Genomic DNA, 26896 nt, shown 5'->3' on the forward strand with positions numbered 1-26896 from the left:
CAACGGTCAATCTGCGTCAGGAAGGCTTGCGTAAACTGGTGATGGAAAAGCAGGTATCCGTGCAAAGAAAAACGAGCGCCACTAAGGCGCCCGTTGCTGATTGTTTCGGGAGCTATTGGTTGCTCAGAGCAGATCGCCTGCAAGGGCCTGATCGATCAATGTGATGGTCTCCTCAACACCGTAGAGCGCAATGAAACCGCCGAAACGCGGACCTTGGGATGCACCCAGAAGCACTTCGTAGATCGCAGAGAACCAAGCGCGCAGCGGCTCAAATCCATGGATTTTACCGATGGCAAAGACAACTGACTGCAGGAATTCCTCATCCGTAAAATTGGCCTCTGGCAGCGGATCTTCATTGCCAACAAGTTCGTTTTTCTTCGCGATTGCCGTCAGTGCCGCCTCGGGTGATTTCAGTGCATCAGCCAGATCCTGAAGGGCCACGCGCTCCTGATCGGTGGGCAAGCGGTAGGTCTTTTCAGGTTTCACAAAATCGTTGAAATAGGCAACCGCAAAGCCCGCTGCCTGATCCATCGCAGGATTGCTCTCTGGCGTGGCATCCGGTGCGTATTTGTTGATAAACCCCCACATGGTCGCTTTGTCTTCGGCGCTGGAGACACTCGCAAGGTTCAGCAGCATAGAGAAGGGCACCACCATATCGGACTTCGGTACGTCACCAGCATGGATGTGCCAGACCGGATTGTTCAGCTGAGCTTTCAGATCCTGGGTCGCATAGGCGCGCAACTGCTGGTGATATTCATCTACCGCCTTCGGGATCACATCAAAATGCATCCGCTTCGCGGTCTTGGGCTTTTGGTACATGAAATAGGCTAGGCTCTCGGTCGAGGCATAGGTCAGCCATTCGTCGATCGAAATGCCATTACCCGAGGTCTTCGAGATCTTCTGACCATTAGCATCCAGGAACAGCTCATATGTGAAATGCTCAGGTGCGCGCTGACCCAATACCCGGCAGATGCCATCATAGATCGGCGTATTGGTGGAGTGATCCTTGCCATACATCTCGAAATCAACGCCCAGCGCCGCCCAACGGGCGCCGAAGTCCGGTTTCCACTGCAGTTTCACATTGCCGCCTGTCACAGGCAGCGTCCACTCCTTGCCGTCCTCATCATCAAAGGTGACTGTATAGGTCTCAGCACAAACCTTTTTCATCGGCACATACAACACGCGGCCGGTTTCCGGATGGATTGGCAGGAAAATCGAATAGGTCTGGCGACGCTCTTCGCGCAGGCTCTTTAGCATGATCGCCATGACGTCATCGTATTTGTCGACGGCGCGTTTCAGGACCTCGTCAAACTGACCGGATTTATAGAATTCCTGTGCCGAGTAGAATTCATACTCGAAACCAAAGGTATCAAGGAAACGGCGTAGCATGGCGTTGTTGTGATGACCAAAGCTCTCATGCGTACCAAACGGATCCGGCACCGATGTCAGCGGCTTTTGCAGGTGTTCATGCAGGCTTTCGGAGTTGGGCACATTACCCGGAACCTTGCGCATACCGTCCAGGTCATCTGAGAAGCAGATGAGTTTGGTCGGAATATCTGAGATCAGCTCAAACGCGGTTTTGATCATTGTGGTCCGCGCGACCTCACCAAAGGTACCGATATGCGGCAAGCCCGACGGGCCGTAGCCGGTTTCAAACAGAACATAACCCTTTTCCGGCGCGCCCTTGGCATAACGTTTGAGAACCCTGCGGGCCTCTTCAAACGGCCAGGCTTTGCTCTTCAGAGCTTCTTCGCGCAGATCAGACATCATATTCTCCATCGGCAACCGGATAATGTCCCGGTTGGACTTCTAGGCGCCCCTGCCAGTGCCTCTTTGGCACCAATGATTGCAGGCGGCAAACCACTGCCGGGCACCCCATGCACCCGGTCGGCCTCACCTATGGTGACGGGGACATAATGAGTCAAGAAACAGCGACCCTTGACAGCCAACAAGCACCATAAAATATGCGCCAATCAGTGCAATTGCCAAGATACCAAGAGGCTTTAGCCTGCGTCTCAAGGGTCGGCGGTCTGAAAAACAAGGGATAGGCGAGCGATGAGCGGATTTTGCACAGTGACGCAATGACCCGTTGATTGGGCTGGGTACGATGCCTATTCTCATATCAAACCGCATGCCAATTACTGGAAACACATATGAACACCCAAACCGCTCACCCTCTTACCCCGCAGGACTGCCTCGTTGCACTGATGGTGGCGGTGTCGGCCTCGGATGAGAACATCCGTACAGCTGAGTTGGTCAAAATTCAGTCTGCCGTGAACATGCTGCCAGTGTTCGCCGATTATGATATTGACAGGGTCAACCGCACCTCGCAGACGGTCTTTGATCTGTTTGAGCAAGAAGACGGGTTGGATGCGCTGTTTGGTCTAATCCGTGAAGATTTGCCTGAGCGCCTGTTTGAAACCGCCTATGCACTGGCCTGCGATGTAGCTGCCGCCGATGGCAGTTTGGCTGAATCTGAACTGCGCCTGCTGGAAGAAATCCGCTACGAGCTGAATATCGACCGGCTGCACGCCGCAGGCATCGAACGTGGAGCCCGCGCGCGCCATATGGTCTAAGTGTTTCCCTTCGGTACGGAACCAATCACTGAAGGCAGCCTTTGTGTCTGTTTTCTGCTGTGTGACTGGAGGCCGAAACCCGTAGAGTGCTCCAGCGCTTGCGTAGCTTAGAGTTTGGTGCAACGGCCGCTCTTGAGCGACCAAACACGAGCAAGCTATTGGTATTCGCGGTGCGTGAGCGTGCCAATTCCGCGATTGTTCTTGCGCGAGAAGAAAAGGCCGATCGACAATGACAAAAACTGTCTTAGCAATGACATCTATGAAGGTTGGTGGCAGCAAGGCGCTTGAACAGTACCTGTTTATTGTTGGGGGCCTTATGGAGGCGGCTGGCGCGAGATTAATCAGCCGCTATGAGGTCACGGAGACCTTATGCGGTTCAGAGCCGCCACATTATGTTTCAATTATCGAATATCCCAATGACCAGGCGATACGAATGGTCTTTGACCACCCTGACTACCGCTCTCTGGAACAGGTCAAGGATTTGGCATTTAGCCGATATGACGTTTGTGTGGTCAGTTGAGGTTATCATCAGCACCAGCGGTCCATAGAGTATGCTAGATACATCGTTGTTGGGCGCTGTCTGCCAAACCCGCACTTCAGCGCTACGACCACAATTTAGAATTACTTCTGAGTATATCGCCGCAAGCGTTCTTCAAGCGTGCCACTATGCAACTCAAACATATGGTTGTCATAGTCATAGAAATAAATTGAGTGACCCTCGCCTTCAACGCGTGAGCGACGTTCTCGAACCTCTAGGCCCAATGACCGGATACGTTGCAACCTATCATCGTACTCATCAGGTGCCATTTTGAAGGCTACGTGGTTGTAAGTCTTGTCCGGCAAGGGATCGCCCTCCATCGTTGCAATCCAAATGCCGCCAATGTCGAAAAACCGTTATTTGGAAAGTGAGAATGTGTTCTCACCGCTATCGTATATTTTCTGCGCATCAAAAACAGTTGTGAGCATCTCTTCCATCTTGTCGAGATTGCTCACTATAAACGTTATATGGCTCAAACCTTCGATCATGGCCTTGCCTACCGGTTTTCTTTGTCCGGGACTTAGCAGTCTTTCTACCATTGTCAGCGAGGTCAGCTTGACCTCGACCAAATCCTTAGACGCATTAATATCGGTGCCGAAGTATCCGGCATTCGGGTCAAGCTTCTGTCACACAAGACGCTGAATAAGAAAATACAACCAGTGTTTCGAGTTAGGCATGTCGGCATTCCGCATATCGATAATTCCAGTGTGCTTTATCCGGCCTGCTCAGCTGCCGTAGACCCTGCCCCATCGTTCGATCAGCTTTTGCTGTACTTGTTTGGCGCGACGGTTCCAACCGCTCGCCCCTTGCGGTCGTTCACGTTCTGCCCTTGAAATGCGTGAACGCGCCTTTTTATCGGCACTAAAGATGGCGAAGGCCAGTACCGTGCCATCCGTTGCGGTCATAAATCCGCCCAGGCCAGACACGAAATTCAATGTACCGGTTTTGGCCACCACTTTGATCGGATGTCCCTTCTGGACGCGACCTTTGCTATCCCGCATCGGAAAGGATTTCAAAAGCGGCTGCAGACGTCCGTCGCGATATGCAGCCACCAGCGCGCTGACCATGTCATCAGGCGTAACCCGCGAGTCCTCGCCAAGGCCGGAATGATCCACCAGCCGAGTATTGGCCATCCCATAGGTCGCCTCTGCCCAGCGGTTCATGGCCGCCGCGGAATCTTTCAGCGAGCGCGGGCGTCCACCGCTTGCCTGGGTAGCTGCCAGACCGATCATCTCTGCCATCAGATTGTTGGAATACTTCAGGGTTGCGCGCAACATCAGGTCCAGCGGCGGGCTGTTGTGATGGGCCACCACCTGCCCCGAGGGGCGAGATTTGGCGTTTTTGGGAGCGCCGAGCTTTATGCCATTGGACCGCGCCATGGTGCGGAACACATCTGCCGCATAGGCACCTGGGTGGCGTACTGGCAACCAACGCGCGCCGCCTTTGCCCAGCGCCTTACTGGCAACGGTCCAATGGTCGGCATTGTTGCGTTCAGAATAGCTGTAGACCGGCAGGCTGCGCTGAGCGATTTTCATCGTCGCAATTGCCACCTCCGGGCGGTATTTCTTGGTACGGGCGTCCATAGTGACAGACCAGCTCTGGCCCGCACGTTTCCACTCGAAATGCACCCGGTTGTAGTTCAGCGCGAGACCCGAAATTGCCGGGCTATATCCAACATGGTCAGGCTGGCCGGGGTCAATCGTTTTGATCCGTGGCAAGGCCCCATCCCAGACCCGAAAGGCGCCGCGCACTTCGCGGATGCCAGCAGTTTTCAGGGCTTTGGCCAGCTGCGCCAGATTATCTGTGTTCAGCATGGGGTCGCCGCCGCCCACCAGCACCAGATCTCCCTTAACCACACCGCCCATGATGCCGCCCGTAGCGACGATCTGCGTGGTGAACCGGTGGTCAGCTCCCAATGCATCCAATGCATAAAGCGCTGTCAGTGCCTTGGCGACGCTGGCTGGTGGCAGACCTGAGCGCGCACCCTCGGCCTCAAGCCGCAGGCCTGTCTTAACATCGGCAACCGCACAGGCAACTTCACCCGATAGACCGGCACGGGACAATAACCCTTTTAATCCGCCCCCAGCACTAATCAGCCTGGCCGGGTCCCGCGCAACTGGGCGCAAGGATACTGCAGGCGCATTTGCCAGGGCGCTATTGGCCGCCAGTGAGGCAAGGCCGCTTGTCAGAAAAAAACGTCGCGAAATCATGTCAGCAATAGTCTACTCAAAACCCTTATAATTCTACAAACCTGCCACACGTTATTGTGACGTAGGCTGGCAGGTGAATGACCGCTGTTATTCGCCATGCCCGCCTGCTACCGCTGGCACAATGGTACGGGCAGTCATGATCATGTTTGTCGCCATGTCAATGATCCCGGCCGGGGACCTTTGTGGTAAACTGCTCACATCGAGTGGTCTGGCAACACCGGGGTTTGTGGCGTGGTCACGGTTCGCAATCGGCACTGCACTGGTGCTGCCATTTGCGGGAGGCAAGGCGTTGCCCTTGTTCGCGGATTGGCGATTGTGGATGCGAGCCACACTTCTGAGCGGTGGCATCCTGTCAATCCAGATCGCGTTACAAACAGAACCTTTGGCCAATGTCTTTGCCGCCTTCTTTGTTGGCCCCATTGCCAGCTATATCCTGTCCGTACTGCTGCTGCGCGAGCCGGCCACTATTCTACGTAGCCTGTTGATGGCAATAGGTTTTTGCGGCGTTCTGTTAGTGGTGCGGCCCGGCCTTGGTGGCTCAGCCAATCTGATCTGGGCGGTACTGGCGGGGATGTGCTATGGTGGTTTCCTAACCACATCCCGTTGGCTATCCCATCTTGGCACACCGTTGCAGTTGAGTCTGACACAGTTGGCGATCAGCGCATTGCTAACGCTTCCGCTGGGGCTTGCCACTCTGCCTGCACCCAGTTTCTCGACTGCCGCACTCACCATGGGCAGCGCGATGTTCTCAATGCTGGGTAATCTGCTACTGCTCTTTGCATACACAAGTGCGCCGGCTTCGAGACTGGCTCCATTGGTGTATTTTCAGTTGATAGCCGCAGTATCTCTCGGGTGGTGGGCCTTTGATCAATGGCCTGATGCACTGACATGGGCAGGCCTTGGTGTCGTGATCAGTGCGGGTCTGGCGTCAGCGCGGCTCCGCGGTTGACCAATCCCCTCGCGCGCGAATCTCGCTCGAACTGGCATTGACCATCGGAACATTCACAAAACACCAAGCCGGTGTAGTAGCCCGTGCCAGAAGACGGCTTTGGCCGCCTTTCAAACGGTAGGGCGCATAAAGCCGTGCTGCAGGAGAAAGCCGTGCTGAGATCCGATCACCCGGCCGGGCCAACACCCCGACGGGCACGGTTCCAAGGATTTGTCGCCAATCCTTCCAGTGATGAAAATCCGCAAGGTTATCCGCCCCCATCAGCCAAACAAACCGCACACCGGGGTGCAGCTTGCATAGGACCCGCAGCGTTTCAGCCGTGTAGCGCGTTCCGATCTTGGCCTCGATCCCGCTGATCTGAACCCGTGGGTGATCCATCAACGCCTGTGCTACCGCAATGCGTCGATCCAAAGGCGCCGGAGGATGCGCCTTCAGTGGATTACCAGGAGAAACAAGCCAGACTAACTGGTCCAGCCCGAAACGTTTCAGCGCAGCCAGAGAAATCGCACGATGCCCCTCATGCGGCGGATCAAAGGACCCGCCCAAAAGACCCACTGTGGTTCCGGGTGAAATATGTGGCAGGCGATGCGTCATAAGTGCCTTGATGAACATAGTTTGGAGAGGAGATCAATTGTAAGTAGAACACATAGTCATTCACGGTATGCAATCGCAGCTACAACAAGCACCGGCAGCGATAAGCCCATTGGGTTCCTTGACGAATTGACCCTAACGGCCTCGTCTGCTTCTATCCAATCAAGTTGGGCCGCTGTTCCAAGACTGCGGGAAACCGCGCCATGGGGCTTCCCCATGGGTAAGTTCGTGACCTTGAACATTCGGCGCATAACCTGCACTTGCCTTCAGCAAGGCCGGGTTATGCAAGACGGCGTCAGGTTGGCGGCGGCCCAACGCCCCAGTTGGAGTTGTCATGACGTTCAAAGACTTCACCATCACGCTGGCGACATCGCTCCACGCGCAGCGTTGGACTGCAAAAGATCTGGAACAGCACCTGCTCCTGCGCCTCCCTCAACCCCATCGCCATGCGGCGGCAAAAATAGCCGCCAGTTTGATCAATGCGCACCCGAAAGCCTACGCCCCATCACCGCCTAGCATCGCAGAAACGCTTAAGCCTCTGAGGGCGGTTCAAAGGCTATTTGAGTATGTGCAGCAACATGGTGACTGGCCAGATCAGTATGTTGAACCAAACCGCTTTACGCCTCTGCCCGTCTTCGAAGATCTCTCCATCCCTCCCCTCGACAACACAGATGCGTTGGCTGAATGGCTGGCGCTGGATCCACACGAGCTGGTTCGTTTTGCCGATCTGCGCGGGCTGTCAAATGCTACGGACAACGCGTTTGCCCCGCATTATCGGTTCCAAATGCATCGAAAGAGAGACGGTACACAGCGTCTGATTGAAGAGCCAAAACCATTACTCAAAAAACTGCAAAGGCGGGTCTTACAAGGTATTTTGAACTCGGTCCCTCCCAGCCCATCTTCCTACGGGTTCGTTCCTGGACGCAACTGTATCCGGGCGGCCGCACAACATGCTGGCGAAGATGTATTGGTTTGTTTCGACCTCAAACTGTTTTTTCCGTCGATCCGGATACCGCGGATTACCGGGTTGTTTCGATGCCTTGGCTACCCGGAACCGGTCGCACGGACGCTGGCTGGACTTTGCACATTGGAAACCCCACGCCACATCCGGTCTAAGGTCCCGATGGAAGCGCACCGGTTGGCCCAGCGACATCTGCCCCAAGGCGCACCGACATCACCAGCTCTGGCGAATCTGTGCTGTTTCAACATGGACAAACGACTTGCAGCATTGGCACGCAGTCTGGATGCCAATTTTACGCGCTATGCTGATGATCTGGCCTTTTCCGGTGATCGCCATATTGTCACAACCCTGCGGCACGCAGTTCCTGATATAGTCGGTGATGAGCGGTTCCATCTGAACACTGAGAAGACTCGTGTCGCCTACCGGCACCAGTCGCAAGTCTGCACCGGCATAACCGTGAACGAGAAAATCAACATCCCGCGCCGCGACTATGATCTTCTGAAGGCAGCTATTCACCGACTTAGCGACCCCCAGAACGCGGATAGAAACATACCTGCAATCCTCAATGCACTTTGCGGCCGTATCAGTTGGGTTGAGAACCTTAACCCTGCAAAAGGCGCAATACTGCGTAGACGGTTTGACGCAGCACTTGCTGTTACCACATCACCGCATCCGTGATTGCCCCGGCCCTCGCCATCCGCTATCACACCAGCCAGCAAATTACCCCCTTTAATGGAGCTGTCTCATGGCTGCCTATCAATACGTCTACCACATGCAGGGGGTCTCCAAGACCTATCCCGGTGGCAAGAAATGCTTTGAAAACATCCACCTGTCCTTCCTCCCCGGCGTAAAAATCGGCGTTGTCGGTGTCAACGGTGCCGGTAAATCGACACTGATGAAGATCATGGCGGGTCTCGACAAGGACTTCACCGGTGAGGCCTGGGCTGCTGAAGGTGCCAAAGTTGGCTATCTGCCGCAGGAGCCAAAACTGGACGAAACTCTGAACGTGCGTGAAAATGTCATGCTCGGCGTCAAAGAAAAGAAAGACAAAGTCGACCGTTTCAACCAGATCGCTGTTGAAATGGCCGAGAACTACACCGACGAGCTGATGGAAGAGATGACCTCACTGCAGGACAGCATTGATGCGGAAAACCTCTGGGATCTGGACAGCCAGATCGACATCTCGATGGAGGCCCTGCGCTGTCCCCCCGATGATGCGGAAATCGCCAACCTATCGGGCGGTGAAAAACGCCGGGTTGCCCTGTGCAAACTGCTGCTCGAAGCACCAGATATGCTGCTACTCGACGAACCGACAAACCACCTTGACGCAGAGACCATCGCCTGGTTGCAACAGCACCTGATCGACTACAAAGGCACCATCCTCTGCGTCACTCACGACCGCTATTTCCTGGATGACATCACCAGCTGGATCCTTGAACTGGATCGCGGCAAAGGTATCCCTTACGAGGGGAACTATTCCGCCTGGCTGGAGCAAAAGGCCAAGCGTCTGGAGCAGGAAGCCCGCGAGGACAAATCCAAGCAACAGACGTTGCAGCGTGAACTTGAATGGATGCGTCAAGGGGCCAAGGCCCGTCAGGCCAAATCCAAAGCCCGGATCAACGCCTATAACGATCTGGCCGAACAGTCAGAGCGTGAGAAGCTGACCCGCGCGCAGATCGTCATCCCCAATGGTCCTCGTCTCGGCTCCAAAGTGATCGAGGTTGAAGACATTTCAAAACACTATGGCGACAAGCAGCTGGTCGAGAATCTATCGTTTGATCTGCCGCCCGGAGGCATTGTCGGTGTGATTGGCCCCAACGGCGCTGGTAAATCCACTCTCTTCCGCATGCTGACTGGTCAGGAACAGCCTGATACCGGCACGGTCTCCTATGGTGACACCGTGAAGCTGTCCTATGTGGACCAGTCACGCGATGACCTGAAGGACAACGAAACCGTTTGGGAGGCAATCTCCGGCGGTGCTGAGATCATCGAACTGGGCGATGCGCAAGTCAATTCCCGCGCATATTGTTCTTCGTTCAATTTCAAGGGCGGTGATCAGCAAAAACCACTGAACCTGTTGTCCGGCGGTGAGCGCAACCGTGTACACATGGCGCGCCTGCTGAAAGAGGGCGGCAACGTGCTGCTGCTCGATGAACCGACCAACGATCTGGACGTCGAAACCTTGCGGGCTTTGGAAGACGCGCTGGTCGATTTCGCCGGCTGCGCGGTGGTGATCTCGCACGACCGTTTCTTCCTCGACCGGATCTGTACCCACATGCTGGCCTTTGAAGGCGACGCCCATGTGGAATGGTTCGAAGGAAACTTCGAAGACTACGAAGAAGACAAAAAACGCCGCTTGGGAGCCGATGCACTGGAGCCCAAACGCTTGAAGCACAAGAAATTTGTGCGGTAAGTTACTGTCTGAACAGGCGGGTGTTTTCTCGCCTGTTCACTTCAGGAAAAGTAGCGAAACTTAAGTTACTTTAGACACTCCCCCGCAGTCGCCATCGCCGTGGCATAATTTGAACAAAATTATCCGTAAACTTTAACCATACTCTAACGGTGCACCCGGCGGGAACCGCCTTTAGCACTGGCCATAGAAAGGGCAGAGCATGGCAGGGATCGGAATTTTGGTGGGTGTTATTGGCGGGCTGAACGCCGCCCTGTTGGGCTACACTTTGATCGGATTGTCTTTCGGGATGAGCCTGCTGCTGTATCCGCTGTTTGGGGTACCTTCTGCAATATTGGCGATATTGCTGCTCTGGGTTCACAAAGCCACCCGCAATGCTGTGGCAAAGTCTTCGCACAACGCTCCTGGCCACCCTACACATAAAGCGCTCGCATCCGAACCGGCCCAGGCTTGATCCTCAGATCTCGAATCGCATTGCACACGCGATGAGTTACAGCGCCGCCCAGAGCCCCCTGTTGCACGCCTCAATTCTCAAACATATTCCAATGCAGTCATCAGGCTGCCCAAAAGGCTATTGATTGCACCACCGACTATCGGTCAGGTTCTTCATATATTTAGTGAGGATCCTATGGCGTGGTTGGCGATGTTGATGAGTGCGGCAGTAATGATGCTGATCACCGTGGTAGGCCATGTAGCCTACTCCGTTCCGATATGGGGCCTTCTATTGATCTACTCAGGCCTTGGTGGTGCTCTCGGATTGGTGCTTACACTGGTACTGATGGTGAAAGACGGCGGGTTCTCGCGCAAGACACCACCTCAAAATTCATAAAATTAGACAATTTCGATATTTTAGATCTCGGCACATAATTTACATATATTTCTTATTTTACAAAATCTTACGATAAAATTCATGGAGCTGAGCGCTCTGCCAGATCACAAGCTTAACCAATTATAAAGACAATTTGAGATATTCCGATCCCTACAGGCCTATTGCGATCTGTGTAAAAATTTGTAGATTAAATTCAACTCAACCCAAGAGGGAAGAAGATGGCATGGATCGGGATCATTGTCGGTACTTTCGCAGGGATGTTCTCTGCTGTGGCCGCCTATACCCTGTATGCCCTACCTCTATGGTATAGCCTTTTACTCTATCCGACTGTTGGAACCACAGGAGCGATTGTGACGATTTTTATCATGATGCAACTGCCTCCCAGCCTGCGCCGAATGCACCAAACCAACTCTGACGAGCGTCGGCGCACTGCCTGAATACCAATCTGCCAGCGTTACACAGAGATCAGTCTCACCGGCAGGTGAATACCCAACTCCGAACGCATCAGAGTGCCTCAACCCTTCGCCCAACTGACAATCTGACCGGCCCGCATGGCGCCTGCTTGTCGTTTCTGTTCCTTACCGCGTGTGAAACGGACCAACGTCGGGATCCCCTTGATCCGATACCGGGCGCCCGTGGATTGATGGGTTTGGGTATTCAATTTAACCAAACGCACCTGTCCTTTCAGCGATTTAGCCGCTTTGGAAAAATCAGGCGCCATCATCTTGCAGGGGCCACACCATGGCGCCCAGAAATCTACCACCAACGGCAGATCATCCTGCGCAGCAGCCTTTTGCAACGTAGCAGGATCAACATCGACAGGCGCGGTTGGTATCAGCGCCGCTCCACATGTGCCGCATTTCGGATTGGCTGCGATGCGGTCATCCGGTACCCGGTTGAGCTGCGCGCAGCTGAGGCAGGTCAGGGTCTTTGCGCCCATATCGAAGTCTCTCCTAATTGTCGGTCGTCTACTCATAAGGTCCTGCCCTGATATACGGGACAAAACAGGCCGAACAAGTGCCGTCTCTAAAAGGTGAGCTTGGCTCCCAGAATAACGCTATGCGACCGGACACTTGCATCCCCTGTGCGACGGGGCAGGATCAGCGGCACAAACCCATCATTAAAGAGATACTCCGCCCCTAATCTGACATTCTTCGCCACTGCAACCTCCATCCCCAGAATGACCTGTGACATCACCTCCCATTCTGTGCCTGATCCGCCTTGACGCCCCTGACTGGCGGATAACGAATAGACAGCCGGACGATCAAGGAACGCCCCACGGTACCGCCCTTGCACAGTAAGCGCGCTGACACGGTGATCGGTAGCAGGCCAGCGATCCGTGGTTTGGGCAAACTCGGCCATAAGATCAAACCGCTCACCGCTGAGTGTCGCGTTCACATCCCATGCCCCATTCCAACCACGGTCAATACCAGTGCCCGGCGGATGATGTGCAATGACGCTGTCATAGATCGTACCCCGCAGGAAACCCGCCCCAAGCTTCAACGCCATACCATTGGCCAGGGTCAAGCGATGCGTCGCATTCAAGGCGTAGTTTGTGTAGCGTCCATCGTTCTTGGGGCTACTAATCACCCGATTGCCACGATGGTTGCGAATGATCGTCAGCGCAAGCTCGGTCCGATCGGTGATATAGCCGATCTCTATCAGCGGGTCCTTGGATTGGGACCAGAAATAATGGCTGTTATGGGTATGAGTGAACGGCGCATAACTAGCAAAGTTCCCGAAATTCACAGACTTGCGTCCAACCGCAATGTAGAAAGGTGAGCGGACAAGATCACCAACCGCGAGCCAGGCCTTACGCAGCTGAATGTCATTTTGGCCCGGATATTCAACCTCAGTATATTCACCCTGCACCAGCGCCATCAGCAATGGTGTAGTGGCGGTGGCCATCAACGTGATATCATTGATCACGCTATAGGTATCCGAGGTGCCGCTGGTGTGCGTGGGCGGCAGTCGTGACAGGATCGGGAATTTGCCCGGCGTGTTGGTCGTCTCGTGGATGACAGCGCCAAGAAACCGCCCGCCAAATGTGACACGATTGCTGCCAAGCTGTCCGGAATGGCGGGCGCGCAGGGCGATGGCGACCTTATTGGTCACATCCTCCTGCCGGTCCAGCATGCGTTCGGAATAGCTCAGCGAAGTTGCTAAAAATCCACCGCGCTCCTGCGCGCCCCCACTCTTTGCACCTACCAAACTCACAACAGTAAACAGCGCAGTCAAACCTGCGCGCCTCGCAAATGAAACAATCACAATCGTTACTCCAGAATAGTACCACAATACCGCCTGCCCGAGGTGTGGGCAGCCCCCATCCGGTTTCCTCCTTGGCCACAGTTGACCCGAGTACAACACGTCCCGAAGTCATGAAATCTGGCTTCACGAAACTGCCCGCGCAGCATCGTCAAAAGTAATTTCTCCATGGAGAAATCCGTAGAGTTTGACAGTGGGTCGGAAACGCGACCCACTCACATACTATCACATATTCGTGATTTCACGAAGTTGGCCCGCCCCGCCCCCGAAGGGGGATATCATCGTGGTTGTTGCGCAGGCCTCACGCTCGGTGATCCCGCCCAGGCAGGCTATTGACCGGATCGACACTCCGCCGCAGACTGTTTGCATCTGTTCCAAAACCGAAAGAGCCCCGCATGTTGTCACGCCGCGCCTTTCTGGCAAGCTCCGCTGCAACCACGCTCTGGCCCCAAACCGGGTCAGCCCAAACCGCCTTTGACCCCACTCCGCAGGAGGTCCGCATCAAGAAGGAATTCGCGCCCGGGCAAATTCTGGTGCTGCCACGCTCCTACTATCTGTACTACGTGACCGAGCCGCGACGTGCGCGCCGCTATGGTGTCGGCGTAGGCCGGGCGGGGCTGGAATTTACCGGCACGGCGTTGATCCAAGTCAAAAAGGAATGGCCGACATGGCGCCCGACAAACGAGATGATCGAACGCGACCCTCGGGCCTATGCGCGATTTGTTGACAATAAATATGTGCAACCCGGCGGCGCAGATAACCCATTGGGCGCTCGTGCGCTTTATCTTTTTCAAAACGGCGTGGACACCTATTTCCGCATCCATGGCACCAACCAGCCTCAGACCATCGGCCATTCGGTATCCAACGGCTGCATCCGCATGCTGAACGAACATGTGGTCGATCTGTATCAACGGGTACCCTTGGGAACGACGGTGACTGTACTCTGATACCGGCTCTTGGCCCTACGTGGCCGTTTCTGGCTTACGCGGCGCATCAGTCCGCCTACAAACTACGCCAAGCTTGCCTATGGGACACCCGCACCGCCCAACCGGGAGGCACACCTAGCTATAACACTTGCGCCGAAAGGACATTGGCGACAAGATCGTTACCGCAAGGTTGCGCAGAACTCATTGCTGTCCTAGGTGGCTCGGTCATGAAAACGCACTGACATTGCCGTGCTGTCGCATGTCGCGGACAGGGATATTGAGTAAAGACTGGGAGAAGAAGACGATGGCCACAGGCACCGTCAAATGGTTCAACACCACTAAAGGTTACGGTTTTATTGCACCCGATTCGGGTGGCAGCGATGTATTTGTACATATTTCCGCTGTTGAGCGATCTGGCCTAACCGGCCTCGCGGACAATCAGAAAGTGACCTATGAGCTGCAACCGGGTCGTGACGGCCGCGAGTCTGCAGTGGATATCGCACTGGCCTGACCGCCAACCGAAAATATGATCAGCTGTCGGCCCCCTTTCGGGGCCGTCTTTCGTTTGGCCCCTGCCACCTGCCGCCTCTCTATTGTGCAGCCTGCGCGACCAAATCTAGCACCTTGGGGCCGATAGCTGCCACATTCAGCGCCACGCCCTCTGCGTTGGGGTGAATACCGTCGTCCTGCAAATACTTCCCAGCCGCCTGCGGATCATTCCCAGTGACAGCACGGATCCCGGCAAGGCTATCTACGTGTAGCAGCGTGCCATATTCGGCAGACAATTCCGGGAATATCGCATCGAATTCCAGCTTAAAATCCGCTCCGTAGTTCCCGGGCGCTTGAATGCCGACGAGCAAAACCGGCACTCCGATCGTCTTAGACGTCTCTAGGATGTGGATAAGATTGGCACGGCTTTCAGCCGGTGCAATACCGCGCAACAGATCGTTGCCGCCGAGCGCTACAATCAATGCATCAGGTTTATCTGCCAGTGTCCAGTCGATCCGAGCAGCGCCACCTGCCGTGGTATCGCCGGACACACCAGCATTGATCAGCCGAGCCTCAGCGCCTTTTTCACCGAGCCAGCGCTGCAACTGTGGGACCCACCCCTGCCCCTGCGGCAGCCCGTAACCCTGTACCAGACTATCACCAAGCGCAGCCACTCGGACGGGCTCAGCCTGCGCCACTGCCGCAGTAAATATAAAAATCAATCCTGCAATCATCTTGCGCATTGGTTTAAAGGCTCCATATCGAGAGATGTCCCAAAACAGGCGCGGTTTCACATGCAGTCGAGCACGATCTCCCAATCAGACCCCATTCTCACCCTCCAACATGCGTCTTTGTCGCTGGTTGGCAATACCGGACCGGTCGAAATTCTGCATGATATCTCGCTTGACGTACAGACCGGCGAGACATTGGGCCTGATCGGCCCTTCAGGGTCTGGGAAGTCATCGTTGTTGATGGTTATGGGCGGCCTGGAGCAAGCCACTGGCGGATCCGTATCTGCACTGGGCCAAGATCTGACGGCGATGGATGAAGACGCGCTGGCACGGTTTCGCCGTGACAATATGGGCGTTGTTTTCCAGAGCTTCCACCTTATCCCGACGATGACAGCACTGGAAAATGTCGCCACTCCGCTGGAGCTGGCGGGTCACAGAGACGCCTTTGATCGTGCCCAAGCCGAATTGGAAGCGGTTGGTCTGGGCCATCGTGCAGGCCATTTCCCGGCGCAAATGTCCGGCGGAGAGCAGCAGCGGGTGGCACTGGCGCGCGCGCTGGTGACCCGTCCACGCATTTTGCTCGCGGATGAACCGACAGGCAATCTTGATGCAACCAATGGCGATGCAATTATGGATCTGCTGTTTGACCTGCGCGACCGCTACGGTGCGACGCTGGTTATGGTCACCCATGCACCCGAACTGGCGGCACGCTGCGACCGGGTGATCCGGTTGCGTGACGGGCGACTGGATCAGGACGCGACGCGCGAGGCCGCAGAATGAGCACTGGCGCGCTGTCGCTGGCAACACGTTTTGCCGCGCGTGAGTTGCGCGGTGGCTTGTATGGTTTTCGCGTCTTTCTGATCTGCCTCGCACTAGGGGTCGCTGTAATTGCTGGAATAGGTTCATTGCGGTCAGCCATCGAAACGGGCCTGAATGAAGAGGGTGCAGTGCTGCTGGGTGGCGACGCTGAACTTGGTTTCACCTATCGCCGCGCCAGCGAGGAAGAACAACGCTGGATGGACGATACCGCAATTGCGCGGTCAGAAATCATTGATTTCCGTTCTATGGCGGTCGTTGGCGACGAACGCGCCCTGACGCAGGTCAAGGCAGTGGATGATGCCTATCCGCTCGTTGGCACAATACAATTGTCACCTGACCTGCCGTTGGATGAGGCGCTGGCCGGAACAGACGGGCTGCCCGGCGGTGTCATGCAACGGGTCTTGGCGGACCGATTGGGGCTCTCCATTGGCGATAACTTTGCCCTTGGCACCCAACGATTTGTGCTGACGGCCGTATTGGAAAATGAACCAGACGCAGCTAGCGCAGGCTTTACTCTGGGGCCACGCACCATTGTTCAGACCGACGGCCTAGCGCAATCCGGCCTATTGCAGCCCGGTACATTGTTCTCCAGCAAATATCGCCTGATACTGCCTACAGGCACAGATCTGGAGAAGTTGAAAACCCGCGCCGAAACGGCTTTTGATAACAGCGGTATGCGCTGGACAGATGCCCGCAACGGCGCGCCTGGGATTGCAGCCTTTGTCGAACGGCTTGCTGGGTTCCTGGTTCTGGTTGGCCTGTCAGGGCTGGCCGTTGGCGGTATTGGTGTATCGGCAGCTGTGCGTGCTTATCTTGCGGGTAAGACCGCGACGATTGCCACACTGCGCACGCTTGGCGCAGACCGCAGGACGATCTTTCTGACTTACTTTCTGCAAATAGGAGCGCTGGCGCTATTTGGCATTGCGATAGGCCTGCTCATCGGCGGGCTCGCTCCAGTGCTGTTGGGGCCGTTGATTTCGGCGCAACTGCCGTTCCCGGCAATCTTTGGCATCTCTGTCCCGGCGCTAAGCGAAGCGGCACTCTATGGCCTGCTGACGGCATTTATCTTTGCGCTTTGGCCGTTGGCCCGTGCCGAGCGGATCCGGGCAGCCGCCCTGTTTCGTGATGCGCTGGACAGCCGCAGCCACTGGCCCGCCCCCCGCTATATTGTAGCCACAGCATTCGCAGTCGCCATGTTGGTTGGCACAGCGGCGATGTTCAGCGGCGCAGTAGAACTGACGCTGTGGACCGCAGGTGGTCTGATCGGCGCGCTTGCCGTATTGCTGCTGGCAGCGCTTGTCTTGGGCTGGATTGCTCGCCGCAGCGCGCCCTTTGCCCGTGGCACCCCCGCACTTCGCTGGGCGCTGTCCGCCATCGGCACTTCTCGCGATGGCGCAGTCCCTACGGTGTTGGCGCTGGGGCTTGGTCTGACGGTTCTTGCAGCGATCGGACAAGTTGATGGCAATATGCGCCGCGCAATTGAGGGCAATCTGCCGGATGTGGCCCCCTCCTATTTCTTTGTTGATATCCAACGCGACCAGATGCCCGATTTTCTGGCCCGCGTAGAAGAAGATCCCGCTGTAGATCGGGTGCAGAGTGCCCCTATGCTGCGAGGTGTTCTCACTACGATCAATGGCCGACCTGCAACAGAAGTGGCAGGCGATCACTGGGTGGTGCGCGGAGATCGTGGTATCACCTATGCCGCCGAGCAGCCGAAAACCACACAGATCGTGGCGGGGGAATGGTGGCCCCAAAACTACACCGGCGCGCCCCAAGTCAGCTTTGCCCGCGAAGAGGCTGAGGAGCTGGGTCTGGGCGTCGGCGACACGCTGACAATTAATGTTCTTGGTCGCGATATCGAAGCTACACTCACCAGCCTGCGCGAAGTCGATTTTTCCACTGCCGGCATGGGCTTTGTGATGGTTCTGAATGAGAGCGCTCTGGCCGGGGCCCCGCACAGCTATATCGCAACGGTCTATGCCGAGCAACAAGCCGAGGCGCAGATCCTGCGAGATTTGGCACGCGCGATGCCCAATATCACAGCGATACGGGTGCGCGATGCATTGGATCGGGTTTCGGACATCTTGCGGCAACTGGCATCTGCTACAGCATATGGTGCTGCAGCAACGCTACTTACAGGCTTCATGGTGCTGATCGGTACCGCCGCTGCAGGTGAACCTGCTCGCCGCTACGAGGCCGCCGTGCTGAAAACTCTGGGTGCACCGCGCAAGCAGATCCTTGTCAGTTTTGCCCTACGGTCTGTGGTTCTGGGGGCTGGAGCCGGGCTGGTTGCGCTGGTCGCCGGGATGACAGGCGCCTGGGCGATCAACACATATGTGTTTGAAAGCGACTATCAGGTGATCTGGGGCAATGCGCTGGCGATTATCAGCGGTGGCATTCTGACCACGCTGCTGGCCGGTCTGATCTTTGCTTGGCGGCCCCTACAAGTACGCCCTGCAAGGATCCTTCGCGCCAGAGATTAGTCTGAGGAGACCTCCACCAACCTGATGGCGGCACGTGACCTTTGCGCGGCCCATCCGCCATCAGCATACTGGCCATGCGCTTGCCAAACTAAGGCTGATCTTTTTGCACATAGCGCTGAGAGGTCAGCTAAGGCGATCAGCACAACTGGCGAAGGCGGGAAGCTGGAACAGGGCCAACAACTCATCATTTTTGCATACCAGCGACTGCAGGGTTATAGCGTCGAGCGACCGATAAAACGCCTGCGCCGCATCAGAAAGCGCCAACCGCAACCGACAGGCTGACACCAGCGGACAAGTGTTATCGACGTCGGCAAAGCACTCAACAACCGGTACGCCACCCTCGACATCGCGGTATACATCGCCGATGCTGATTGTCTCGGCTGACCGGCCCAACGACAGCCCTCCATTTCGCCCGCGCAGCGTATGCAGATATCCCAACTGGGCCAATTGGTTGATCACCTGTGCCAAATGGTTTTCCGAGATATTGCAGCGCACCGCAACTTCCGATTTGGTAACCCGTTGGGCGGGATGGGCTGCGCAGTACATCAACAATCGCACTGCTATATTGGTCCGTTTTGTAATCCGCATGATCGCCCCTCTGAGGTGCATTGATCGAAAAATCATGACACGAGCAGGCAAAGGGCACTTTGACATGCATCAAAGCCGCGATAGGTCTGGACCGACCGATGCCCCAAAACCGGTTCTGATACATCAGCCCGGTCACATATTATGGACTGTAGGTACAGCCAGACAGGAGACTTGAATGCCCGGCCCCAATACCTCTGGCCCCTTTTTCTTTGGCTATGGCAGCCTAGTCAACACCCGTACCCATACGTATGGTCAGGCGCGCCCTGCCCGGCTAAGCGGCTGGCGTCGGGCTTGGGTACACACCGACCTGCGCCCTGTTGCCTTTCTCAGTGCTATACCCTGTACCAAGAGCGCGATTGACGGATTGATTGCCGAGGTACCAGGAGCAGACTGGGCAGCGCTTGATGACCGCGAGTTTGCATATGATCGCCTGCCAGCCCAGGGTACGGTGCAACACGATCTTCCATCAGAGACCGAAATCGCCGTTTATGCGGTACCGCCAGAAAGCCAACACGTCGCGAGCCCCCGTCACCCTATCCTGCTAAGCTATCTGGACGTCGTTATTCAAGGCTATTTGGATATCTTTGGCCCCGACGGTGTTGATGCATTTATCCGAACAACCGACGGCTGGGATGCACCAATCCTGAATGACCGCGACGTCCCACGCTATCCGCGCGCCCAAAACCTGAACCAATCTGAAACTGATCTGGTAGATCATCATCTGGACAGGCTAGGGGCATCTGTGGTCGCGGACGGCCAGTGATCTGGGACAGACACTCCTGTCTGTTTCGGCCCTTATTGCAAAGAAAAAAGCGACCTCGTTGAGAGGCCGCCTTTGTCTATTCATCTGCCTAAATGCCCGCATCTCATTGGCTCGGCCTCAAGTAATCGGCCATGGCGTCGCCGTGTCAGCAGAAGGTTCCGCGCTCATCCACGAGCACGAACGACCTCCATCAACGCCAGAAGCGCAGACATATCCGGGCCACGTTCCATGCCCGTCACAGCTTTGCGCAACGGCATGAAGAGCCCCTTGCCCTTGCGCCCGGTCTTGGCCTTCACCTCAGCAGTCCATTTACCCCAGCTCTCGCTGTCATAGCGACCGTCGGGTAGCAGAGCCATAGCCTCGGCGATGAAATCCTTGTCCTCATCCGCGATCAACGGCTCAGCACCATCGCGGCACAGAGCCCACCAACCAGCCAGATCCTTAAGCGTGGTGATGTTTTCCTTGGCCATATCCCAGAAAGCAGCCTGTTTGGCAGCAGGCACGTCTAGCGTATCCAAATGGCTTTGTACATCCGCCAACGTCAGCGACTGCAGGTAACGAGCGGTCAGCGGATAGAGATCTTCGACGTCGAATTTGGTCGGAGCAGCCCCAAACCGATTGATGTCAAATCCCTCGATCAGCTCAGACATCTCTGTACGCAACTCAACCGGATCAGATGAGCCGAGCCGGGCCATCAGGCTAAGCAGTGCCATCGGCTGTACACCCGCTTCACGTAGATCGCGCAGGGCCAACGTGCCAAGGCGTTTCGACAGCGCCTCGCCCTGTGGTCCAGTCAATAGCGAGTGGTGCGCAAAAGACGGAACCGTGCCGCCCAGCGCCTCAATGATCTGAATCTGTGTCGCCGTATTGGTCACGTGGTCGGAACCGCGCACAACATGGGTTACGCCCATTTCTGTGTCGTCCACAACCGACGCCAATGTATATAGAAACTGCCCATCGCCCCGGATCAGCACCGGATCTGATACAGATGCCGCATCGATGGAAATATCGCCAAGTACGCCGTCGGTCCATTCAATCCGCTGGTGGTCTAGCTTAAACCGCCACACACCATTGCCACGTTCATCGCGCAGGGCTATTTTCTCGTCATTAGACAACGCCAGTGCGGCTCGGTCATAGACAGGCGGCTTACCCATATTGAGTTGTTTCTTGCGTTTCAGATCCAGTTCAACCGGAGTTTCAAACGCTTCATAGAACCGGTCGATCTCACGCAGTTTGTCCGCTGCGGCAACATACCGGTCCAGACGCTCGGACTGGCGCTCGACCCGGTCCCAAGTCAAACCCAGCCATTCAAGATCCTGCTTGATTGCATCGACATACACTTCCTTCGACCGTTCTGGGTCGGTATCATCGATACGCAGGATGAAACTACCGCCAGCCTTGCGGGCGATCAGATAGTTCATCAGCGCGGTACGCAGGTTGCCTACGTGGATATAACCCGTCGGCGACGGGGCAAATCGGGTGGTTGTCATCACAAGTCTCCTGTTGCCCTGCCCATCTCACATAGGCGGCGTTTTGTCCAGTTGTGGAGCGGCCCGCACAATCAATCCAAAATCATTTCAAACTGTCCATGTTTTTCCTTGGCGAACTTAGATTTCATTCAGACTTCCTGTGTCAGCCTGTCGCATCAGAAAAAATTGAATTGGTACGAAACAATGGGATCTCCCATGAATAAGATGATCCCAAGCCAAGTATCATCGGCCGAGAACCTATCCGAACCGTCGCATTCGCGCCTCATGGATGTGCTGAACAAACTTGACCAAGGCGTAATGGTCTGGACCGAGGATGGGCACTGTCAGGTATTCAACGAGCGTTTACTCACCCTTCTGGAGCTCCAGAACGGTGACATCTACCCAGGCTACTCGCGTGCAGATTTTTTTGCGACCGCTGTCAAACTGAACCATGTAACGGAAGATAGCGCCGCTCAGGCAGAGCAGGATTTCAACTCTGACAAAGAACGGTTTTCCGCCACCCGTAAAATGCCGTCGGGCCGACGGTTGCAGATTGATACCCGGCGGTTATCTACTGGCGGTTTTGTCACCTGCTATACGGATGTAACCCAAGTCGAACGCACTGCAAGGGATCTGACAAAAGCGCGTCAGGCCGCCGAAGAGGCCGAACTGACAGCACTCAAAACACTAGCGGCAGAGCAATCCTGGCGCGAAGAGGCCAAGCTGTTATCGGAACTGGACGAATGGCTGCATTCCTGCAAATCGCAGGATGAGTTGTTTCGTATTGTCAGCACCTTCATGGCGCGGCTGTTTCCCCATTCGCAGGGAGAGCTCTATATCTACTCCAACTCGCGCGACGTGCTTGATGGTAAATGTCACTGGGGCGGAGCCAATGTGCATGATCACATCTTCCCAGATTCCTGTTGGTCACTACGCCGTGGTCGGCAGTACCTCTATTCGGCGGATAAAATCGCTTTCGCCTGCTCCCATGTCGACGACCAGCCCGAAAGCGATGCGCATGAGGATTATGTGTGTTTTCCTGTGGTTGCCCATGGAAATACCGTCGGCTTGTTGCACGTAAAGTTTCCTCCCGAATCTGACCCGAAGCGCAAAGTTTCGCTACATCGGCTCGCTCTACGCTGTGGCGAGCACATCTCGCTTGCTATCGCAAATGTGCGGCTAAGGGACGAGTTACATGACCAATCGACCCGTGACCCTCTGACCGGTGTCTATAATCGGCGACACTTCTTGGGAGAGCTGCGAAATGCAGTAGCCCTGGCGGACCGGAAGGCCAGCCAACTTGGGATACTCAGCTTTGATGCGGACCGTTTCAAAACCTTCAACGACACCCACGGCCATGATGCCGGTGACATGGTTCTGCGCGCGATTGGCGACACTCTGAAAGATCTGTTTCACAACGGTGAGGTCTGCTGCCGGATGGGCGGCGAAGAATTTGCCATCTTCTTGCCTGACACCGACAAAGAGCAGACTATGGAAGTGGGTGAAGCCCTGCGCGGAGCGATTGAAGATATCACCCTGCGGTATGGTTCAGGAACGCTTCCGCGCGTTACGATCTCCATCGGGGTTGCCAGCTTTCCCGAAGATGGCCTGCTGCCGCAGGACCTCATGCATGCTGCGGACCACGCGCTCTATGCAGCCAAGAATGCCGGCCGTAACTGCGTGGTAGATTGCGGCGAGGCCGACCCCGCAGGCGGCCCATTCTCCAGCAAATAGCAGCCGCTGAGTGTTAGGCATATCGCGTGGCACTACGCTTTCATGCACAGAAACCCCAACTCACTTCCCGGATCAGCTTGGGTCACGCCAACGGTTTACAATAGGATAGCGACGATCCAGCCAGAACGCACGTGGCGTAAGCCGTGCACCTGGGGCCGATTGGAACCGTTTGTATTCACTGATGTAAAGCAGGTGCTCTACACGTTGGGCGTTTTCCCGTGAGAAGCCAACCGCAACGCAATCAGCGATAGAGCCGTCCTGATCCACCAAGATCTCCAGAATCGCATCCAATTCGGGGTAGTCCGGCAAGCTGTCGCTATCTTTCTGGTCATCGCGCAGCTCGGCGCTTGGTGGCTTATCAATAACTGTCGTGCGAATAACCTCGCCCTCCGGCCCCATCATCCAGTCGCGATGGTTCGCATTGCGCCAACGGCATGTTTCAAACACGCGGGTTTTGTAAAGATCCTTGATCGGGTTATAGCCACCGGCCATATCACCGTAGATTGTGGCATACCCCACCGCGACCTCTGATTTGTTGCCAGTGGTCAGCAGCATCTCACCAAATTTGTTAGACATCGCCATCAACAAAAGCCCGCGCAGGCGGGACTGGATGTTTTCTTCGGTCAACCCCGGTTCGGTGCCTGCGAATAGCGGTGCCAGCGTATTGGTGATCGCAGCGCGGCCTTCGGCAATTGGGACATAGTCGTAGCGGACGCCCAGCGCCTTGGCGACTGCTTCGGCATCATCAAGCGAGTCCTGCGAGGTAAATTCCGATGGCAACATCACGCAGCGCACATTTTCGGCCCCGAGCGCATCCACGGCGATTGTTGCAACTATCGCAGAATCGACGCCGCCGGAGAGACCAAGCAGCACTTTCTTGAACCCGGTCTTTCGCATGTAGTCGCGCAGAGAGAGGGTCATCACATGATAATCCTGCTCCCATTCATTGGGCAGCGTTGCTTTTGGACCTTCGACAGCGCGCCAGCCCTCTGGGGTGCGTTCCAGATCCAGATGGCAGATATCTTCTTGCAGCAACGGCATTTGCACCGCAAGCGCACCGCCGGGGTTCAGCACAAATGATCCGCCATCAAAAACCTGATCGTCCTGCCCCCCTACCATATTGAGGTAGATGACCGGCAGATCGGTCTCAACCGCGCGAGCCACCATGTGATTGAACCGCACATCCATCTTGTTGCGGAAATAAGGCGAGCCATTGGGGATCAGCAGAAATTCAGCGCCCGTCTCGGCCAAGGTTTCAGCCACATCCTCATACCAACCATCCTCGCAGATCGGGCTACCAATACGGGTGTTGCCGACGGCATAAGGACCACCCAATGGCCCGGCGTCAAAAATCCGCACCTCATCAAAAACGGTGGCATTGGGGAGATGGTGTTTCAGCACCTGTGTGGTGATCTTGCCCGCTTTGAGGATCAGATAGGCATTGTACAATTTGCCGTCGTCAAACCAGGGAGATCCAATAGCCAGCGCAGGCCCATCGGCACAATCGGCGGCCAATCGCTCAACCTCGGCTATGGCGGCATGGTAAAAACCCGGCTTTAGCACCAGATCCTGAGTGTTGTAGCCCGTAATAAACATCTCAGGCAGCGCAACCAGATCAGCGCCTGAACCACGACCCGCAGCCCAAGCCTCGCGGGCCTTGTTTGCATTGCCCAACAGATCCCCGACGGTGGGGTTCAACTGGGCCAGTGTCACGCGAAAACGATCAGCCATCCTGCTTGCGTCCTTCGATATTCCTGCCCCTTGCCATTAAACAGATCATGCGCCGAGGGAAAGACCATGACGGCAAAAGACATTGCGACGGCGGCGGCTGTGGCATAGTTTCCTGTCAAACCGATCAACAAGCCCACACTCTGGCTCTCCTTATGGCAAGCAGATTCTTCATGACCCGTTTCACGACCGCCGCTCTACTGACCTCTGCTCTGACACTTGGCGCTGCCGGGGTTGGCAGCCCTGCACTGGCCCAAGATGGCAAGGTGCTGACCACGCAGGATGAAATCGGCGGCATCTACGAAGGCACCTTTCGTGGTGGTTTGCAGCATGGAACCGGTACATACAAACTACCTAATGGTTATGAATATACCGGCGATTGGGTCGATGGAGAAGTCCGCGGCCGCGGTGTTGCGCGTTTCCCCAACGGCTCCGTCTATGAGGGCGAATTCACCAAGGGCAAGCCTGAAGGGGCGGGCAAGATCACATTTGCCGACGGAGGCACCTATGAGGGTGAATGGTCTGAGGGCGTAATCAATGGCCAGGGTATTGCAGTCTATGCCAATGGAGCGCGCTATGAGGGCGGTTTTCGTGATGCGAAGCATCACGGCAAGGGCATAATGCGCAATCCCGGTGGGTATGAATTTGACGGCGACTGGGTAGACGGTCGCAAAGAAGGCATAGGCAAGATCACCTATCCCGATGGCGCGACCTACGAGGGTGATGTTCGCAATGGCCAGCTGGACGGCAGCGGCACGCTGATCATGCCAGACGGGCTGGTTTATGAAGGTGACTGGGCTGCCAACCAAATGGATGGGTCCGGCGTTCTGACCCAACCCAATGGTGACATATATGAAGGTCCGCTGGTCGCCGGCCGTCGTCAGGGTGAAGGCAAACAGATCCACGCCAATGGCGACGTTTACATCGGCAATTTCGAGGATGACCTTCGCCACGGCGAAGGCACATTCACCAAGACTGATGGCTATGTCTACTCAGGCGAATGGCTATCTGGTCAGATCGAGGGCAAGGGCCGCGTGACCTATCCGGATGGCTCCGTCTACGAAGGTCAATTCCGCGATGACCTCGCCGATGGTGTTGGCAAAATCACCTACCCCGATGGTTCGACCTACGAGGGCGATTGGGTTGCTGGTGTGATCGAGGGTAAAGGTACCACGACCTACCCCAATGGGCTGGTGTATATCGGTGAATTTCAGAATGCCAAAAACCACGGCCAGGGCGTCATGACCTATCCTGACGGATACCGCTATGAAGGCGGCTGGAAAAACGGTCAACGCGACGGTGACGCGGTTGTCACCTACCCCGATGGATCGATCTATACTGGCAACTTTGCCGATAGCCAGCGACATGGAACCGGGAAAATCGCCATGACCGACGGGTTCAGCTACGAAGGAGACTGGACCGAGGGGAAAATCAGTGGCGAGGGTGTTGCAACATATGCCAATGGCGATGTCTACGAAGGCAGTTTCCTCAACTCCAAACGTCAAGGCCCCGGCGTTATGCGATACGCCAGCGGACAAAGTGCCGAGGGCACTTGGGAGAATGGTGCCTTGAAAACCACTGGAGCGACGAACCAAGACAGTGGTGATGTATCGACGACAGATGGCGACAGCGCCAGTAACTGATTTACAGCAATCGCCCGCGATCACCATTGATTGCAATGTCAATGTCCTAAGACCTCAGCGCGATTGCGAGTGCTTGCTAATCAGACAAACCAACCAGAGCGCGCGCCTCGACTGAGGTCGCGCTCTTTTTGTGTGCGCGTTTCTAGGCTTATCACTTCTGGCGTTGCCCAGTGTTTGATCTCGCGTTGCCCTGT

Annotated in this window: 24 protein-coding genes and 1 pseudogene; 15 read left to right on the forward strand and 10 right to left on the reverse strand. The window is 55.8% G+C overall.

The genetic code is table 11. The annotated features are described in order from the left end of the window. Nucleotides 1–123 precede the first annotated feature (123 nt). Nucleotides 124–1767 carry a lysine--tRNA ligase gene (locus tag ACEWZM_RS04850; RefSeq protein ID WP_414005368.1) on the reverse strand — a complete coding sequence of 548 codons (1644 nt, stop codon included), beginning with the start codon at nucleotides 1765–1767 and terminating at the stop codon, nucleotides 124–126. Between the two features lie 386 nt (nucleotides 1768–2153). Here ACEWZM_RS04850 and ACEWZM_RS04855 point away from each other — a divergent pair, with 386 nt between their 5' ends. Together ACEWZM_RS04855 and ACEWZM_RS04860 are read left to right on the forward strand one after the other, a co-directional pair. After that, a complete protein-coding gene (locus tag ACEWZM_RS04855; protein WP_414005369.1) occupies nucleotides 2154–2576 on the forward strand; it encodes a tellurite resistance TerB family protein in 423 nt (140 codons plus the stop codon). A gap of 229 nt (nucleotides 2577–2805) precedes the next feature. Beyond that, nucleotides 2806–3096: a DUF1330 domain-containing protein gene (locus tag ACEWZM_RS04860; RefSeq protein ID WP_414005370.1), complete on the forward strand. Its 291-nt coding sequence runs from the start codon at nucleotides 2806–2808 to the stop codon at nucleotides 3094–3096. A gap of 101 nt (nucleotides 3097–3197) precedes the next feature. Here ACEWZM_RS04860 and fosX read toward each other — a convergent pair. Both fosX and dacB read right to left on the reverse strand, forming a co-directional pair. Beyond that, nucleotides 3198–3602 (reverse strand): annotated as a pseudogene (gene fosX / locus ACEWZM_RS04865) (FosX/FosE/FosI family fosfomycin resistance hydrolase). A gap of 237 nt (nucleotides 3603–3839) precedes the next feature. After that, nucleotides 3840–5324, reverse strand: a complete 1485-nt coding sequence (gene dacB / locus ACEWZM_RS04870; protein ID WP_414005371.1) for a D-alanyl-D-alanine carboxypeptidase/D-alanyl-D-alanine endopeptidase — start codon at nucleotides 5322–5324, stop codon at nucleotides 3840–3842. A 142-nt stretch (nucleotides 5325–5466) separates the two neighbouring features. Here dacB and ACEWZM_RS04875 point away from each other — a divergent pair, with 142 nt between their 5' ends. Next, nucleotides 5467–6273 (forward strand): DMT family transporter, encoded by an 807-nt coding sequence (locus tag ACEWZM_RS04875; protein ID WP_414007956.1) that lies wholly within the window; start codon nucleotides 5467–5469, stop codon nucleotides 6271–6273. Here the strand turns inward: ACEWZM_RS04875 and ACEWZM_RS04880 are convergent. Continuing rightward, nucleotides 6253–6867 carry a nicotinate-nucleotide adenylyltransferase gene (locus ACEWZM_RS04880; RefSeq protein ID WP_414005372.1) on the reverse strand — a complete coding sequence of 205 codons (615 nt, stop codon included), beginning with the start codon at nucleotides 6865–6867 and terminating at the stop codon, nucleotides 6253–6255. The genes ACEWZM_RS04875 and ACEWZM_RS04880 overlap by 21 nt on opposite strands. A 331-nt stretch (nucleotides 6868–7198) precedes the next feature. Here ACEWZM_RS04880 and ACEWZM_RS04885 point away from each other — a divergent pair, with 331 nt between their 5' ends. The 5 genes from ACEWZM_RS04885 (at nucleotide 7199) to ACEWZM_RS04905 (ending at nucleotide 11501) form a co-directional block, all read left to right on the forward strand. After that, a complete protein-coding gene (locus ACEWZM_RS04885; protein WP_414005373.1) occupies nucleotides 7199–8503 on the forward strand; it encodes a reverse transcriptase family protein in 1305 nt (434 codons plus the stop codon). Nucleotides 8504–8570: 67 nt separating this feature from the next. Further along, entirely contained in the window at nucleotides 8571–10238 is a 1668-nt protein-coding gene (gene ettA / locus ACEWZM_RS04890; protein WP_414005374.1) for an energy-dependent translational throttle protein EttA, read from the forward strand. Between the two features lie 199 nt (nucleotides 10239–10437). Then, nucleotides 10438–10689, forward strand: coding sequence for a hypothetical protein (locus ACEWZM_RS04895; protein ID WP_414005375.1), 252 nt, complete (start codon nucleotides 10438–10440; stop codon nucleotides 10687–10689). A gap of 195 nt (nucleotides 10690–10884) precedes the next feature. Then, nucleotides 10885–11064, forward strand: a complete 180-nt coding sequence (locus tag ACEWZM_RS04900; RefSeq protein WP_414005376.1) for a hypothetical protein — start codon at nucleotides 10885–10887, stop codon at nucleotides 11062–11064. A 218-nt stretch (nucleotides 11065–11282) separates the two neighbouring features. Beyond that, a complete protein-coding gene (locus ACEWZM_RS04905; protein WP_414005377.1) occupies nucleotides 11283–11501 on the forward strand; it encodes a hypothetical protein in 219 nt (72 codons plus the stop codon). Nucleotides 11502–11578: 77 nt separating this feature from the next. Here ACEWZM_RS04905 and trxC read toward each other — a convergent pair whose 3' ends face one another. Further along, nucleotides 11579–12004 carry a thioredoxin TrxC gene (gene trxC / locus ACEWZM_RS04910; RefSeq protein WP_414005378.1) on the reverse strand — a complete coding sequence of 142 codons (426 nt, stop codon included), beginning with the start codon at nucleotides 12002–12004 and terminating at the stop codon, nucleotides 11579–11581. Between the two features lie 86 nt (nucleotides 12005–12090). Next, entirely contained in the window at nucleotides 12091–13302 is a 1212-nt protein-coding gene (locus ACEWZM_RS04915) for a hypothetical protein (protein WP_414005379.1), read from the reverse strand. Nucleotides 13303–13724: 422 nt separating this feature from the next. On the opposite strand from ACEWZM_RS04915, the gene ACEWZM_RS04920 reads away from it, so the two are divergent. Further along, complete coding sequence (locus ACEWZM_RS04920; protein ID WP_414005380.1) at nucleotides 13725–14276, forward strand: L,D-transpeptidase; 552 nt, start codon at nucleotides 13725–13727, stop codon at nucleotides 14274–14276. Between the two features lie 283 nt (nucleotides 14277–14559). Further along, nucleotides 14560–14766, forward strand: coding sequence for a cold-shock protein (locus ACEWZM_RS04925; RefSeq protein ID WP_414005381.1), 207 nt, complete (start codon nucleotides 14560–14562; stop codon nucleotides 14764–14766). Between the two features lie 79 nt (nucleotides 14767–14845). On the opposite strand, the gene ACEWZM_RS04930 is transcribed toward ACEWZM_RS04925, so the two are convergent. Continuing rightward, entirely contained in the window at nucleotides 14846–15487 is a 642-nt protein-coding gene (locus ACEWZM_RS04930; RefSeq protein ID WP_414005382.1) for an arylesterase, read from the reverse strand. A gap of 51 nt (nucleotides 15488–15538) precedes the next feature. Between ACEWZM_RS04930 and ACEWZM_RS04935 the strand changes: the two genes are divergently transcribed. Together ACEWZM_RS04935 and ACEWZM_RS04940 are read left to right on the forward strand one after the other, a co-directional pair. Beyond that, nucleotides 15539–16255 (forward strand): ABC transporter ATP-binding protein, encoded by a 717-nt coding sequence (locus ACEWZM_RS04935; protein WP_414005383.1) that lies wholly within the window; start codon nucleotides 15539–15541, stop codon nucleotides 16253–16255. Then, a complete protein-coding gene (locus ACEWZM_RS04940) occupies nucleotides 16252–18777 on the forward strand; it encodes an ABC transporter permease (RefSeq protein ID WP_414005384.1) in 2526 nt (841 codons plus the stop codon). Before ACEWZM_RS04935 ends, ACEWZM_RS04940 begins: the two co-directional genes overlap by 4 nt. Before the next feature lie 123 nt (nucleotides 18778–18900). Here ACEWZM_RS04940 and ACEWZM_RS04945 read toward each other — a convergent pair whose 3' ends face one another. Continuing rightward, a complete protein-coding gene (locus ACEWZM_RS04945; protein ID WP_414005385.1) occupies nucleotides 18901–19365 on the reverse strand; it encodes an RrF2 family transcriptional regulator in 465 nt (154 codons plus the stop codon). 175 nt (nucleotides 19366–19540) lie between these two features. Here ACEWZM_RS04945 and ACEWZM_RS04950 point away from each other — a divergent pair, with 175 nt between their 5' ends. Next, nucleotides 19541–20128, forward strand: coding sequence for a gamma-glutamylcyclotransferase family protein (locus tag ACEWZM_RS04950; protein WP_414005386.1), 588 nt, complete (start codon nucleotides 19541–19543; stop codon nucleotides 20126–20128). Between the two features lie 164 nt (nucleotides 20129–20292). Here the strand turns inward: ACEWZM_RS04950 and gltX are convergent, their stop codons facing one another. Next, nucleotides 20293–21618, reverse strand: coding sequence for a glutamate--tRNA ligase (gene gltX, locus ACEWZM_RS04955; RefSeq protein WP_414005387.1), 1326 nt, complete (start codon nucleotides 21616–21618; stop codon nucleotides 20293–20295). Between the two features lie 195 nt (nucleotides 21619–21813). Here gltX and ACEWZM_RS04960 point away from each other — a divergent pair, with 195 nt between their 5' ends. After that, on the forward strand, nucleotides 21814–23331 hold the full coding sequence (locus ACEWZM_RS04960; protein WP_414005388.1) for a diguanylate cyclase: 1518 nt from the start codon (nucleotides 21814–21816) through the stop codon (nucleotides 23329–23331). 72 nt (nucleotides 23332–23403) lie between these two features. On the opposite strand, the gene ACEWZM_RS04965 is transcribed toward ACEWZM_RS04960, so the two are convergent. Beyond that, entirely contained in the window at nucleotides 23404–25062 is a 1659-nt protein-coding gene (locus ACEWZM_RS04965) for an NAD+ synthase (protein WP_414005389.1), read from the reverse strand. A 170-nt stretch (nucleotides 25063–25232) separates the two neighbouring features. Between ACEWZM_RS04965 and ACEWZM_RS04970 the strand changes: the two genes are divergently transcribed. Continuing rightward, nucleotides 25233–26702: an MORN repeat-containing protein gene (locus ACEWZM_RS04970; RefSeq protein WP_414005390.1), complete on the forward strand. Its 1470-nt coding sequence runs from the start codon at nucleotides 25233–25235 to the stop codon at nucleotides 26700–26702. The last annotated feature ends 194 nt before the right edge of the window (nucleotides 26703–26896 follow it).

Origin of the sequence: Phaeobacter cretensis, from assembly GCF_047372505.1 — a bacterium.
Taxonomy (GTDB): Bacteria; Pseudomonadota; Alphaproteobacteria; order Rhodobacterales; family Rhodobacteraceae; genus Phaeobacter; species Phaeobacter cretensis.